Source organism: Leisingera aquaemixtae (genome assembly GCF_019801145.1).
GTDB classification, from domain to species: Bacteria; Pseudomonadota; Alphaproteobacteria; order Rhodobacterales; family Rhodobacteraceae; genus Leisingera; species Leisingera aquaemixtae_A.
Genome location: NZ_JAHVJQ010000001.1, coordinates 202,683 through 215,599, shown reverse-complemented (window position 1 = coordinate 215,599; position 12,917 = coordinate 202,683). Strand labels below are relative to the sequence as shown.

At 66.5% G+C, this 12,917-nt stretch carries 13 protein-coding genes; 9 read left to right on the top strand and 4 right to left on the bottom strand.

All coding sequences use genetic code 11. The features are described 5' to 3' along the window. Window positions 1-74: 74 nt before the first annotated feature. A complete protein-coding gene (locus tag KUW17_RS01035) occupies window positions 75-1,241 on the bottom strand; it encodes an FAD-dependent monooxygenase (protein ID WP_222475276.1) in 1,167 nt (388 codons plus the stop codon). Window positions 1,242-1,344: 103 nt separating this feature from the next. Then, entirely contained in the window at window positions 1,345-1,767 is a 423-nt protein-coding gene (gene dksA, locus KUW17_RS01030) for an RNA polymerase-binding protein DksA (RefSeq protein ID WP_222476260.1), read from the bottom strand. Between the two features lie 175 nt (window positions 1,768-1,942). Here dksA and KUW17_RS01025 point away from each other — a divergent pair, with 175 nt between their 5' ends. The 4 genes from KUW17_RS01025 to KUW17_RS01010 all read left to right on the top strand — a co-directional run bounded on the left by KUW17_RS01025 (window position 1,943) and on the right by KUW17_RS01010 (window position 5,730). Further along, a complete protein-coding gene (locus tag KUW17_RS01025; RefSeq protein WP_222475274.1) occupies window positions 1,943-2,782 on the top strand; it encodes an AAA family ATPase in 840 nt (279 codons plus the stop codon). Window positions 2,783-2,903: 121 nt separating this feature from the next. Continuing rightward, window positions 2,904-4,325: a DUF2927 domain-containing protein gene (locus KUW17_RS01020; protein WP_222475272.1), complete on the top strand. Its 1,422-nt coding sequence runs from the start codon at window positions 2,904-2,906 to the stop codon at window positions 4,323-4,325. A 33-nt stretch (window positions 4,326-4,358) separates the two neighbouring features. Then, entirely contained in the window at window positions 4,359-4,526 is a 168-nt protein-coding gene (locus KUW17_RS01015) for a hypothetical protein (protein WP_222475270.1), read from the top strand. A gap of 19 nt (window positions 4,527-4,545) precedes the next feature. Continuing rightward, window positions 4,546-5,730 carry a vWA domain-containing protein gene (locus KUW17_RS01010; protein WP_222475268.1) on the top strand — a complete coding sequence of 395 codons (1,185 nt, stop codon included), beginning with the start codon at window positions 4,546-4,548 and terminating at the stop codon, window positions 5,728-5,730. A gap of 209 nt (window positions 5,731-5,939) precedes the next feature. On the opposite strand, the gene KUW17_RS01005 is transcribed toward KUW17_RS01010, so the two are convergent. Next, window positions 5,940-6,308, bottom strand: a complete 369-nt coding sequence (locus KUW17_RS01005; RefSeq protein WP_222475266.1) for a hypothetical protein — start codon at window positions 6,306-6,308, stop codon at window positions 5,940-5,942. 186 nt (window positions 6,309-6,494) lie between these two features. On the opposite strand from KUW17_RS01005, the gene KUW17_RS01000 reads away from it, so the two are divergent. From KUW17_RS01000 to KUW17_RS00980, 5 genes are all read left to right on the top strand, one after another. Further along, the gene (locus tag KUW17_RS01000) at window positions 6,495-7,937 is read left to right on the top strand and encodes an alkaline phosphatase D family protein (protein WP_222475264.1); all 1,443 of its coding nucleotides are present in this window, start codon (window positions 6,495-6,497) and stop codon (window positions 7,935-7,937) included. A gap of 223 nt (window positions 7,938-8,160) precedes the next feature. Further along, entirely contained in the window at window positions 8,161-8,910 is a 750-nt protein-coding gene (gene minC / locus KUW17_RS00995) for a septum site-determining protein MinC (RefSeq protein WP_222475263.1), read from the top strand. A gap of 29 nt (window positions 8,911-8,939) precedes the next feature. Beyond that, entirely contained in the window at window positions 8,940-9,758 is an 819-nt protein-coding gene (minD, locus tag KUW17_RS00990) for a septum site-determining protein MinD (RefSeq protein WP_409996768.1), read from the top strand. A 3-nt stretch (window positions 9,759-9,761) separates the two neighbouring features. Continuing rightward, window positions 9,762-10,025, top strand: coding sequence for a cell division topological specificity factor MinE (gene minE, locus KUW17_RS00985; protein ID WP_222475261.1), 264 nt, complete (start codon window positions 9,762-9,764; stop codon window positions 10,023-10,025). A 152-nt stretch (window positions 10,026-10,177) separates the two neighbouring features. Beyond that, window positions 10,178-11,620 (top strand): HD-GYP domain-containing protein, encoded by a 1,443-nt coding sequence (locus KUW17_RS00980; RefSeq protein WP_222475260.1) that lies wholly within the window; start codon window positions 10,178-10,180, stop codon window positions 11,618-11,620. On the opposite strand, the gene KUW17_RS00975 is transcribed toward KUW17_RS00980, so the two are convergent. Continuing rightward, window positions 11,617-12,789, bottom strand: a complete 1,173-nt coding sequence (locus KUW17_RS00975) for a threonine/serine exporter ThrE family protein (RefSeq protein WP_222475259.1) — start codon at window positions 12,787-12,789, stop codon at window positions 11,617-11,619. The genes KUW17_RS00980 and KUW17_RS00975 overlap by 4 nt on opposite strands. Window positions 12,790-12,917: the final 128 nt, after the last annotated feature.

Here is a 12,917-nt window from a genome sequence, read left to right as displayed (position 1 = left end):
GCGCGGCGCCATGCCCAACCTGCTCCGGTTCATTTCAATGAATCGGAACCGGGCGGGAGCCTCCCCTTGGCGCCTCAGGCAGTGACGTCGTGACGGTAGATCCAGTCGAATTGGCTGACCATGCGGTCCGGCGCAAAACGGCCGCCCAGTTTCAAAACCTGATGCGCAGGCCAGCTGAGCGGCGCGCGCAGGTGGTATTTCCAGGCGTTGCCGCTGGCGGCCTTCACCACCTTTTCTGCCCGGTCGCGGCGGCGCGACTGGTACAACGCCAGACCAGCCTTCAGCCCGGGCGCCTCCTGCAGCGAGCGGGCCAGAACCCAGGCATCCTCCAGCGCCAGATTGGCGCCCTGGGCCATGAACGGCAGCGTCGGATGCGCTGCATCGCCCAGGATCGCGGTGTTCTCACCGTGCCAGCTGGCGGCCACCGGATGGCGGAACAGTCCCCAGAGCAAGACCTCCTCCACCGCCTCAAGCAGCGCCGCGGCGGCGCCGCCGAAGCCTGAAAAGGCCGCGCGCAGGTTGGCCGGGTCGTCCTTGAAATGCCAGCCTTCCTCGGCCCAGGCGCGGCGTTCCTGCACCGCCACCAGGTTCATCAGGCTGCCGTCGCGCAAGGGATAGGCGACCAGATGCCGCCCCGGCCCCATGAACACCTGCGCCTCCGGCGGCAGGTTCAGGTGGTTCGGCACGGTGGCGCGCCAGGCCACCTGGCCGGTGAAGGAGGGTTTGCGCTCACCGTTCAACGCTACCCTTGTTTTCGAATGCAGCCCGTCGGCGCCGATCACCAGGTCGCCGCCGCAATGGACGCCGTGGCCGAGGTGCACCAGCGGCTGCGGGCCGGGCTCGACCCGCTCTGCCTTCTGCAGCAGCCGCACCTGCACGCCTTCGCGCCGGGCGGCGCCGGCCAGGATGCCAACGAGGTCGGAGCGGTGCACGAAGTAATAGGGCAGCCCGGCGGCATATTCATCCAGATCCAGCCGCAGCACCTGATTGCCGCGGCGGTGGCCGCGCAGCACCACCGCGCGCGCCCGCTGCGAGCACCAGGCCAGGTCATCCGCCAGCCCCAGCGCCTTCAGCACGGCCACGCCATTGGGGGTGATCTGCAGGCCCGCGCCGACCTCGGAGATCGCCTCGGCCTGCTCCAGCACGGTGACAGCGGCGCCAAACCGGCGCAGCGCCAGCGCCGCGGCCAGGCCGCCGATCCCGGCGCCGATGACGTTTATTTTCAGGCCTTTGAGTTCCATGGGCTCCAGCAGATTCTCCGCCCGCCCCCAATGGAACAAAAAACGCCGGAGCAAAAGGCCCCGGCGTCATTGTTTTGTGCGTTTCCGCCGCTGAAATCAGCGGTTAATCGTCGCGGTGGACTTTTTCACGGCGCTCGTGGCGTTCCTGCGCTTCCAGGCTCATGGTTGCGATCGGACGCGCATCGAGGCGCTTCAGCGAGATCGGATCGCCGGTCACTTCGCAGTAGCCGTATTCGCCTTCGTCGATGCGGCGCAGCGCCGAGTCGATCTTGGCGACGAGCTTGCGCTGACGGTCGCGGGTGCGCAGCTCCAGCGCGCGGTCGGTCTCTTCGCTGGCACGGTCTGCGACATCCGGGATATTGCGGGTGCTGTCCTGCAGCCCCTCAATGGTGTCGCGGCTGTCCGCCAGCAGTTCCTGCTTCCATTCCAATAGTTTGCGTCGGAAATACTCAAGCTGCCGTTCGTTCATGAACGGCTCATCTTCGGCCGGGCGGTAGTCGTCCGGCAGAAACACTTCTTGCTTCATTTCGGCTCCTTCGGTCTGGCCCATAATGTTGGTCATAATTTGCACCTGAACATTTTGGCTCCCCCTCTTCCGCAGCGTTTATCCCTATCGGCAGGGAATGTCACTACACAATAGTGGCGCGGTTTGGTTAAAAGCGTGGTAACAAGGCGGCAACCACGGCTGATACGGGAAAGATATGCGATTTCAGGGCACTAAGGAATATGTTGCAACGGACGATCTGAAGGTGGCGGTGAATGCCGCGGTCACGCTGGAGCGTCCGCTGCTGGTCAAGGGCGAGCCCGGCACCGGCAAAACGGAACTGGCCAAACAGGTCGCCAGCGCGCTGGGGCTCCGGATGATCGAGTGGAACGTGAAGTCCACCACCCGCGCGCAGCAGGGCCTCTATGAATATGACGCGGTGAGCCGCCTGCGCGACAGCCAGCTGGGCGAGGAGCGCGTCCATGATGTGAAGAACTACATCCGCAAGGGCAAGCTGTGGGAGGCGTTCGAGGCGGACGAGAAGGTTGTGCTGCTGATCGACGAGATCGACAAGGCCGACATCGAGTTCCCCAACGACCTCTTGCAGGAGCTCGACAAGATGGAGTTCCACGTCTACGAAACCGGCGAGACCATCAGGGCAAAGCACCGGCCGGTGATGATCATCACCTCCAACAACGAGAAGGAACTGCCGGACGCCTTCCTGCGCCGCTGCTTCTTCCACTACATCCGCTTCCCGGATGCGGAGACGATGAAGAAGATCGTTGAGGTGCATCATCCCGGCATCAAGGAGACGCTGCTGACCGCCGCGCTGACCCAGTTCTACGAGATCCGCGAAACCCAGGGTTTGAAGAAGAAGCCGTCAACCTCCGAGGTGATCGACTGGCTGAAACTGCTGCTGGCGGAGGATCTGAGTCCAGAGGACCTGGCCCGCGACGGCGCCAATGCCCTGCCCAAGCTGCACGGGGCGCTGTTGAAGAACGAGCAGGACGTGCATCTGTTCGAACGCCTTGCCTTTATGGCACGCGGACGGCGCTGACAGCACAGCGGCAGGCGCAGTTCCCGGCGCCTGCCTGTTTCGCTTCAAATCGCCTCTGCATTCCCCTATCTGTGAAAGACAGAGCCAGGCTGCGCCAGCCCGGCCGGTAGGAGACACCTGAGTGCCCGCTGACGCTGCTTTGCATGTGACCAAGCCCTCCCGCCAAGACGGGTGGCGCCTGCTGTCCGGGATTGCGGCTGCTCTGGCAGCGCTGGCGCTGGCCGGCTGCACCGCCCCCGCTGCCCGGGTCGAAGCGCCGACACGGGCCGCTGCAGCGCCGCTGGCGCTGCCGCCTGTCAAGGTGTTCACACCGAGCCCCGCGCCGCCGCCGCAGCGCTCCAATGCCGAGATCGCCCGCGATTTCCTGGACCTGCATTTCCAGCTGGAAGGCGGCAGCACCCTGCCCCACTTCACCCGCTTTGAAACCCCGATCACCCTGCGCGTCACCGGCACGCCCGCGCCCGGGCTGAACCGCGACCTGGACGCGCTGCTGGCGCGGCTGCGCAACGAGGCCGGGATATCCGTCCGACGGGTTTCCGGCGCCGACGCCGGCATCACCATCCAGTCGGTCTCCCGCGCCGAGATCCGCAGGGCGCTGCCCAAGGCGGCCTGTTTCGTGGTGCCCAATGTCTCGTCGCTGGCGGAATACCGGCGCAACCGGCGCAGCCCGCGCACCAACTGGACGCAGCTGCGCAGCCGCGAGAAACTGGCGGTGTTCATCCCCAATGATGTTGCCCCGCAGGAAGTGCGCGACTGCCTGCATGAGGAGCTGGCGCAAGCGATCGGGCCGCTCAATGACCTGTACCGGCTGCCGGATTCGATTTTCAACGACGACAACGCCCATTCGGTGCTGACCGGGTTTGACATGCTGATCCTGCGCGCCACTTACGCGCCGGAACTGCGCACCGGCATGACCCGGGCCGAGGCCGCCGCCCGCCTGCCCGCCATCCTGGCACGGCTGAACCCGGGCGGAGCCCGCAATGCCACCCAATGGCTGCCGGAAACTCCGCAGGACTGGGCCGCTGCCTATGAACAGGCATTGGGGCCGAAATCGGCGCTGCGGGAACGGCTGCGCGCAGCCAACAGGGCGGCCGCGATTGCCCGCAGCCAGGGCTGGACCGATCACCGGCGGGCCCAGAGCCACTATACCCTGGGCCGGATGCTGAGCATCCGCGAGCCGGAGCTGGCCCTGCAGCATTTCCAGACCGCCCAAGGCTTTCTGCAGCAGCAGCCCGGCACCGGCATCCACCAGGCCAAGCTGGCGGTGCAGCTGGCAGCCTATGACATCTCCGCCGGCAACGGCGCCGCCGCCCTGGCGCGGCTGAAACCCGCCGTGGCTGCCGCCGCGGCCCACGAAAACGCGGCCCTGCTGTCGACCCTGCTGATGCTGCAGGCGGAAGCGCTGGACCTGGAGGGCCGCGAGACAGAGGCGCGCGGGGTCAGGCTGGACAGCCTGGGATGGGCGCGTTACGGGTTTGGCCCGGATTGGGTGGTGGAGGCCCGGCTGGAAGAAGTGGCGGCGCTGCGCCCTTCCGGCTCCTGATCCTGCAACATGAGACAACGGACGGATAAGACCATGATCGTAATTGCCGGTGTGCTGCTGGGCGCCCTGATTGGCGCTGTGAAGGCCCGTAAACGTGGCGGCAACACCATGGACATGCTGCAATACGGGGCTGTCCATGCCATCATCTTTGGTATTCTTGGCCTGCTGGCAACCATCCTGACCCACCGGGTGCTGGCGTAATTGCTGACAGAGGCCCGCGATGTTCCAGCCCTTCTTTGAAAACCTGCGCAAGGCGTCCATTCCGGTCAGCTTGCGCGAGTACCTCACCTTTCTGGAGGGGATGAAGGCCGGGCTGGCGACTTATGACATCGAGGCCTTCTACTTCCTCGCCCGCGCCGCGATGGTGAAGGATGAGCGCAACATCGACAAGTTCGACCGCGCCTTTGCCGCCACTTTCGAGGGGCTGGAGGCGATTCCGGCGCAGGCGGTGATGGAAGCCGTCGACATTCCCGAGGAATGGCTGCGCAAGATGGCCGAGAAACACCTGAGCGCAGAGGAAAAGGCCGAGATCGAAGCGCTTGGCGGCTTCGAGGCGCTGATGGAAACGCTGAAGGAGCGGCTGAAGGAACAGCAGGGCCGCCATCAGGGCGGCAATAAATGGATCGGCACCGCCGGCACCTCGCCCTTTGGCGCCTATGGCTACAACCCCGAGGGCGTGCGCATCGGCCAGGACAAGAGCCGCCACCAGCGCGCGGTCAAGGTCTGGGACAAGCGCGAGTTCAGGAATTTCGACGGCGATGTGGAGCTGGGCACCCGCAATATCAAGGTCGCCCTGAAACGGCTGCGCCGCTGGGTCCGCGAAGGCGCGCAGGAAGAGCTGGATCTGGACGGCACCATCCGTTCCACCGCCGAGCACGGCTATCTGGATGTGAAGACACGGCCGGAGCGGCACAACGCAGTAAAGGTGCTGCTGTTCCTGGATGTGGGCGGTTCGATGGATCCGCATATCCAGGTGGTGGAGGAGCTGTTCTCTGCCGCCCGCGCCGAGTTCAAGCACCTGGAATACTACTACTTCCACAACTGCCTGTATGAGGGCGTCTGGCGCGACAACCGGCGGCGCTGGAACGAGAAGACGCCGACCCATGAGGTGCTGCGCACCTACGGGCCGGATTACAAGTGCATCTTCGTCGGCGATGCCTCAATGTCGCCTTACGAGATCGCCTATCCCGGCGGTGCCAACGAGCACTGGAACGAGGAAGCGGGCCAGGTCTGGCTGCAGCGCGCGCGCGAGGCCTGGGCGTCGAACCTGTGGATCAACCCGGTGCCGGAAAAGTATTGGGATTACACCCATTCGATCAGCATGATCCGCGAGATCTTCGAGGGCCGGATGGTGCCGATGACCCTGGATGGCCTGGAACGCGGCATGCGGGAGCTGAGCCGCTAGGCGGCATCGTGTCATACAGCCAAGCCCTCCCGCGCCTGCAGGTGGCGCGGCTGGCGCCGCACCCCCTTGGCAGCCTTGGGCATGGCATCCTGCCCTACGGGCAGGATACGCGCCGGAGCCGCGGCTCCGGCGCCTGGCCCAACCGGGAGGCGGGCATGCCACATGCACGCTGGACGGGCGGGAGGGCCGTCCTGGTGTTTGATCTGGCGTTAACTGCCCGCCAGCCCCCAGGCACCCAGAGCTGCCACAGGCACAAACAGCCAGCCCTGCGGCAGCAGGCCGTAGCGCGCCCGGCGCAGCGGCGGCAGCAGCAGGCCAACCGCCGCCATCATCGCGGCCATTGCAGTTCCGGCCACCGCCATCCCCTCTGCACCGCGGGCGCCGAGGAACAGGAACAGGGCCATCAGCCCCAGGCAGCCGGTGACCAGATGCCAGCACAGCAAGGTGGTCTCGCGCACTACATCCGGCAGCTGCCGGTCCTGCGCCAAGGGACGGGCGCATTCACGGCCTCCAACAAAGGCATGAACAATCATCCACAGGGCAGCCAGAAAGGCGGCGGCGAGAAAACTCCATTGCATGTCAAATCTCCTGAAAAATCGGCGCCTGCGGGCGGGCCGGAGGCGGCAGGGGCAATCTGCGGGCAGTCTGACCATACCCGCCCAGGAAGCGCCACCGGCATTTCTGCCGCAGACTCCGGCCACCGCACAAAGTAATGCCGCCAGCGGTTGATTGCGCCACCGACCGAACCTAGGTGCTGTGACGGCATGAGCAGCAGCACCCGTACAACAAGCCCGGTCACCGGACCCATTCTGATCCTTGATGATCTGCGCGATGGCCGGATGCATCTGGCCGCTTTGTTCATTGCGCCCAAAGGCACGGCTCTGCCGCCTGTTGAGCTGGACGGCGGTGAAGCGCAGCCCGCACCGCTGGCGGAGTACAGCACCCATACGGTGCTGCGGGCGCGGTTCAGCCTGCCGGCGGGCTGCCCTACCGCCTATCAATGGAACGGCACGCGCTTTGAGCTGGCCGGCGGGTTCGGCGGCGACCTGCGGATCGCCTTTGCCTCCTGCAACGGAGAGGAACACGGAGACCTGGACCGCGACGGGGACGAACGCAACGCCATGTGGGCGCGGATGGGCGCGGAGCACCGCGCCGCCCCCTTCTCGCTGCTCCTGCACGGCGGCGATCAGGTCTATGCGGATGAGGTGACCGGCGGCCATCCCTTGAGCCAGGACTGGCCGGAGCGCATCCCGCGCGATCCCGCGCAAGAGGGCTTGGTCTCTTTGCACCGACACCTGCGAGAGCGTTTCCTGCAGCGGTATCTGGCGGCTTACAGCACACCGGAGTTTGCCTGGATCGCCGCCCGGGTGCCCTCGCTGATGCAATGGGACGACCACGACATCTGTGACGGCTGGGGGTCCTTGCGCCGTTCGCGCACCTATTCCCCGGTCGGCCAGACGCTGTTTGCGGCCGCGCGGGAAGCGGCGCTGCTGTTTCAGCACGGCTGTGCGGACGGCGACCTGCCCGCCCGCTTTGCCGATCCCGAAGGCACCCATCTGGGCTGGCGCGTCGAAGCGCCGGGGCTGCGGCTGCTGGCGCCCGACCTGCGTTCCGAGCGCAGCCGGCGCCGGGTGATGGCGCGGGGCGGCTGGCGGATGATGAGGGCAGCGGCGGAGCAGCGCTTTGCCGGGCGCAGCCTGATCCTGTCGAGCGTGCCGCTGCTGGGGCCGCGGCTGTCGCTGCTGGAGCTGTTGATGGTGCTGACGCCGCGGATGCAGAAATACGAGGACGACCTACGCGACCAGTGGCAGAGCCGGGCGCACCGGGCCTCCTGGCGGCGGATGCTGCGGCTGACCCGGGACATTGCGGCGCACGACGGCCAGCAGGTCACTGCCATCTCCGGTGAGATCCACCTGGCCACACGCGGCGAGATGGCGCTTGGCGGCGGCAAGGTGCTGCACCAGCTGGTCGCCTCCGGCATTGCCCACCGGGCGCCGCCACGGGCCTGGGCCCGGGTGCTGGGGCTGCTGTCCTGGCTTGGTGATGCTCCGCTGGCAGGCCACCCCATCCGCATCCGCAAAATCCCCGGCCAGGCCGGGCGATACGTGGCGGAGCGGAACTATCTGATCCTAGAGCGGCAGGGTGCTGACTGGTCCGCCAGCTGGGAACTGGAAACCTCCGGCCGGTCGGCGCCGCTGCCGCTTTAGCCGCGCGGCAGACGCAGGGCGGCCGCGCGGCGTCCGCGGGAACGGCAACCCTTTTCTGCGCAACCTCAGGCAGATTATATGCGGAAATCCGCCGCCCGAAGCGGCCGCAGGCGCTTGTCCGCCGAAGCCGCCCCGCGCCGGTTGAACGGCCTGCCCACCAGACGCTACCCAAGGGAAAAAGGCGCGGCGAAACAAGGCCGCCAATCCCGAGCAGGAGCATCGCGTGAGCGTGCCGCATCAAGACATAAAACCGCGTGGCAGTGCGCCTGCCGCAAGCGTGAAACCGTTCCAGATCCGCGGCCGGTATTTCACCGCCGTGGCGCTGCGGCCAGAGGACGGGCCGCTGGACCAGGCTTTTTACGCCGCGCTGGACGCGCAGCTGCGCTGGAGCCCGCATTTCTTTGACGGCGCGCCGCTGATCCTGGACCTGGCGCAGGCGCACGGGCTGAGCCGCCCGGCAGAGCTGCGGGCGCTGGCAGACAGCCTGCGCAGCCGCGGGCTGGCGGTGTTCGGGGTGCAGAACGCAACCCCCGGCCAGCTGGCCGCGGCAGAGGATGCCGGGCTGATCGCCATTGCCAGCGGCAAGGATGCGCCTCTCAACACCGGACCGGGTACACGCCGGGAAATCCCCAAGAAATTGCGCCCGCCTGAGAATGTGCTAATCACCCGGCCGGTGCGCTCCGGCCAGACGGTGGTGGCTGAGGGCGGCGATCTGGTGGTGGTCGGGCCAGTCAGTTCCGGCGCCGAGCTGATCGCGCGCGGCAGCATCCATGTTTACGGGCCGCTCAAAGGCCGCGCGATGGCCGGCGCCGAGGGCGACGAGAGCGCGCGGATCTTCTGCCAGCGGCTGGATGCGGAGCTGCTGGCGGTGGCGGGCCTGTACCGGACGAACGAGAATTTGGAGCCGGAGCTATTGAACCGCGCAGCACAGGTATTCCTGCGCGACGGCCGGCTGTGTGTGGAGGCACTGTAATGAGCAAGGACCTGACATTGGAAGAACCGCTGGGCCGGGTGATCGTTGTCACCTCGGGCAAGGGCGGCGTCGGCAAGACCACAACCTCGGCGGCGGTGGGCGCCGAGCTGGCGCGGCGCGGCCACAAGACTGTTGTAATCGATTTCGACGTCGGATTGCGCAACCTGGACATGATCATGGGGTGCGAGCGCCGGGTGGTCTTTGACTTCATCAACGTCATTCAGGGCGACGCCAAGCTGAAGCAGGCGCTGATCCGCGACAGGCGGCTGGAGAACCTGGCGGTGCTGCCGACCTCGCAAACCCGCGACAAGGACGCGCTGACCAAGGACGGCGTCGAGAAGGTGCTGGATGAACTGCGCAAGGAGTTCGACTACATCATCTGCGACAGCCCGGCAGGGATCGAGCGCGGCGCCCAGATGGCGATGCATTTCGCCGATGAGGCGATTGTGGTGACCAACCCCGAAGTGTCCTCGGTGCGTGACAGCGACCGGGTGCTGGGGCTGCTCAACAGCATCACTGAGCGGGCCGGCAAGACCGGCGCCGAGCCGGTGAAGGCGCAGGTGCTGATCACCCGCCATGACAAGGCCCGCGTCGACAGCGGCGAGATGATGACGGTGGAGGACGTGCTGGAGGTTCTGGCGGTACCGCTGCTGGGGATCATCCCCGAAAGCAAGGCGGTGCTGCGCGCCTCCAACCTCGGCGTGCCGGTGGTTCTGGACGACCCCTCTGCGGCGGCAGCCGCCTATGAGGACGCGGTGGGCCGGCTAATCGGAGAGCAGATCGAGATGCGGATTGCCGCAGACCCGCGCCGCGGCTTGCTGCAGCGGCTGTTCCGGCGGGCGGTGTAAGCGATGTTCGGATTTTCCCTCCGCCCCCGCAAGGCCTCTGCCAGCACCGCCAAGGAACGGCTGCAGATCCTGCTGGCGCATGAGCGCAGCGGCGGCGGCGCCGCCCGCCCCGACTGCCTGCCGCAGCTGCAGCGCGAGATCCTGGAAGTGATCCGCCGCCACATGCAGATCGGCGACGAGGCGATCGACATCCGCATGGAGCGCGGCGACGAGCTGTCGAGCCTTGAGATCAACATAGAGTTCCCCGGCAAGCTGGGCGTCAACTGACCGGCAACACAGGTGCCCGGCCGACGCGCCTGTGCGGTCAGTTTTACTAAATTCCGGCGCAGAGTCCCCGCCCCTTTCCTGCGCCGGGGTAAGGGCAGGTTAAGCCTGCCTGTGCTGTCATGGGCCTTCCGCATCTTACCTGCAGAAGGCCCATGACACGTCAGGACCCCTCTTTCAGCCCCGCCCGCGCCACGCCGCAGGATACCCTGCAGCTGGGGGAGCTGCTGGGCGCGCTCAGCCATGCGCTGGATCTGACCGAAGGCCAGCCCAAGGGCCATTGCGTCCGCTGCTGCTGGATCGGCATGCAGGTTGCGCGGGAGCTGGAGATGCCGCCGCAGGCGCGCTCCGACCTGTATTTCACATTGCTGCTGAAGGATCTGGGGTGCAGCTCCAACGCCGCCCGCATCTGCCAGCTGTACCTGACCGACGACCTGTCCTTCAAACACAGCTTCAAGACGGTGAGCGGCACCCGCCAGGGCATCGAATTCCTGCTGCGCAACACCGCGCTGGGGGCCAGCCCGCTGCAGAAGCTGAAAACGCTGGGCCATGTGATTGCCAGAAACGGCCAGCTGGCAGGCGAGTTGATCGAGACCCGCTGCAACCGCGGCGCCGGCATCGCCCGGCAGATGCGGTTCTCCGAGGATGTGGCGGAGGGCATCGCCAGCCTGGATGAGCACTGGGACGGCGGCGGCCAGCCGCAGGGCCTGACTGGCGCGGCGATCCCCTTGTTTTCGCGCATCGCGCTGATGGCGCAGGTGGCGGACGTCTTTGCCGCCAGCGCAGGGGCAGAGGCCGCCGCGGCGGAACTGGAGGCCCGCGCGGGCAGCTGGTTCGACCCGGATCTGGTGCCGGTCTTCACCGCGGTGATCCGGCGCCCGGGTTTCCTGCAGGAGCTGACAGATCCCGGGCTGGAAGCGGAGGTGTTTGCCACCCGCCACGCGCGCCACATCCATCCGGTGGACGAGGATTACCTGGATGAGATCGCGCGGGCCTTTTCGCTGGTGATCGACGCCAAGAGCCCGTTTACCCACGGCCATTCGCAGCGGGTGGCGCGTTATACCGGGCTGATCTGCGACCAGCTGGGATACTCCCCCGAACGGCGCCGCTGGATGGTGCGGGGCGCGCTCTTGCATGACATCGGCAAGCTTGGGGTCTCCAACACCATCCTCGACAAGCCGGGCAAGATGACGGAGGAGGAATTTGCCCTGATGAAGCAGCACCCGGTGCTGGGCCATGAGGTGCTGAGCCGGATCGCCGCCTTCCGCGAACTGGCGGAGGTGAGCGCCGCGCATCACGAGCGGCTGGACGGCAAGGGCTACCCCTATGGCCTGGACGCCAGCCAGCTGACGCAGGAGATGCGGGTGATGGCGGTGGCCGATATCTTTGACGCGCTGACCGCCGACCGCCCCTACCGCGCGGCACTGCCGCTGGAGAAGACCTATGCCATCATGGATGACCTTGCAGGCCCCGGCATCGACCCGGAGTGTTACGCCGCGCTGCAGGATGCAGTGACCGCCAGCGGCTGGCCCTCGGCCTCGGACGCGCCGCTGCCCGGAGGTGAGTGGGAGCTGCCGCCGGCCGAGCGCAGCGCCTAGCTGGCGAGGTTGCGGTTCTTCTGTGAATAGAGCGCCAGCGCCGTCACCTGCCCCGCCACGATGGCCGAGAACATCAGCAGCGCCGACAGGCCGATGCTGGCATCCGCCATCAGGGTCTCGTTGAACAGCGACTGGGTGGCGCTCATCAGCACCCGGCTGCCGGGGACCAGGATCAGAATGCCCTGCACGATATAGATGGCGCCGGTGAGGTTCAGCGTCTTGGCAAGCCAGGTGCCGTAAAGCGTGATGCACATGGCAGTAACCCAGGTGCCGACGATCCAGCCGCCGCCGAAGCCCAGGTACAGCGGTCCCCACATGCCCAGCACGGTGACCGGCAGCGCCCGCAGGATGTCGACCATCCGGGCGTTGAAGATCACCCCGATCGAGAACGACAGCGCCGGCAGCGCCAGATAGGGCATCCACCACAGGACCCCGTTCACATTCTCCACATGCGGCGTTGCCCCCCAAAGTGCTGCACCGATGCTGACGCCGATGTAGATGCCGATGAACAGTTTCATCAGCACGAAGATCGACTGGGCAAACAGGCTGGAGCCGGAGATCACGTCGTTGAAAGCAAGGCATTCCAGCGAGTTGGCAATCGACAGCCCCGGCACGAACAGCACGATGGCGGCAATGCAGGTGCCCCAGACCGGCACCTCCACCCCCATGCTGCTGACCAGCGAGACCGCCAGCCCCGCGACCAGAGCCGACAGAAACTCCACCAGGATCACCCGGTCGCCGCGGCAGAACAGCTGGCAGAGCCAGACCAGGAAGCCCAAGACCGCCGACAGGGCGATGGTAGTGAGCGCGCTGCCGATCAAGGTCAGGAAAGCCGGCGGGATGGCTATATTGGCCAGCATGATCAGCCAGCCGGGGTAGCGCCCCGGCTCCTCGATCCCCGGGTCCTCGACCGCGTTGATGCGGATGATGGTGCGCGCCAGCAGGCTGAGGTTGATCTGCGCGGGCTCCAGGCGGCGGATGATGAACTGGTTGTCCTCGTCCGGGAACTGGCAGGAGATCGAGGTGGGGGTGGCCTGCACGATCACATTGATGCCCTGTTTCCTGGCAAAGAACTGCAGGTACTTCTCGATCTTGTAGGGTGCGCAGCCGCTGCGGTGCAGGGTCTCGCCGGTGTCGGCGATATTGCGGAGCTGAGAGAGCGGTGCCATGAGCCGGAAGCCGTTGTTATCTGGAGCCTTTGGGAAGCCTCCCCTTAAAGGATGCGATGTGCCGCGGCGAGTGCGGATTTTGCATGGCGGCCTGCGCAGAATGCAAGGCTTCGCGGGCGCAGGCCCTT

What these genes read in the sequence shown, in the direction of transcription:
- KUW17_RS01035 (WP_222475276.1), bottom strand. Translation starts at nt 1,241, where the DNA reads ATGGAACTCAAAGGCCTGAAAATAAACGTCATCGGCGCCGGGATCGGC.
- dksA (WP_222476260.1), bottom strand. Translation starts at nt 1,767, where the DNA reads ATGAAGCAAGAAGTGTTTCTGCCGGACGACTACCGCCCGGCCGAAGAT.
- KUW17_RS01025 (WP_222475274.1), top strand. Translation starts at nt 1,943, where the DNA reads ATGCGATTTCAGGGCACTAAGGAATATGTTGCAACGGACGATCTGAAG.
- KUW17_RS01015 (WP_222475270.1), top strand. Translation starts at nt 4,359, where the DNA reads ATGATCGTAATTGCCGGTGTGCTGCTGGGCGCCCTGATTGGCGCTGTG.
- KUW17_RS01010 (WP_222475268.1), top strand. Translation starts at nt 4,546, where the DNA reads ATGTTCCAGCCCTTCTTTGAAAACCTGCGCAAGGCGTCCATTCCGGTC.
- KUW17_RS01005 (WP_222475266.1), bottom strand. Translation starts at nt 6,308, where the DNA reads ATGCAATGGAGTTTTCTCGCCGCCGCCTTTCTGGCTGCCCTGTGGATG.
- KUW17_RS01000 (WP_222475264.1), top strand. Translation starts at nt 6,495, where the DNA reads ATGAGCAGCAGCACCCGTACAACAAGCCCGGTCACCGGACCCATTCTG.
- minE (WP_222475261.1), top strand. Translation starts at nt 9,762, where the DNA reads ATGTTCGGATTTTCCCTCCGCCCCCGCAAGGCCTCTGCCAGCACCGCC.
- KUW17_RS00980 (WP_222475260.1), top strand. Translation starts at nt 10,178, where the DNA reads ATGACACGTCAGGACCCCTCTTTCAGCCCCGCCCGCGCCACGCCGCAG.
- KUW17_RS00975 (WP_222475259.1), bottom strand. Translation starts at nt 12,789, where the DNA reads ATGGCACCGCTCTCTCAGCTCCGCAATATCGCCGACACCGGCGAGACC.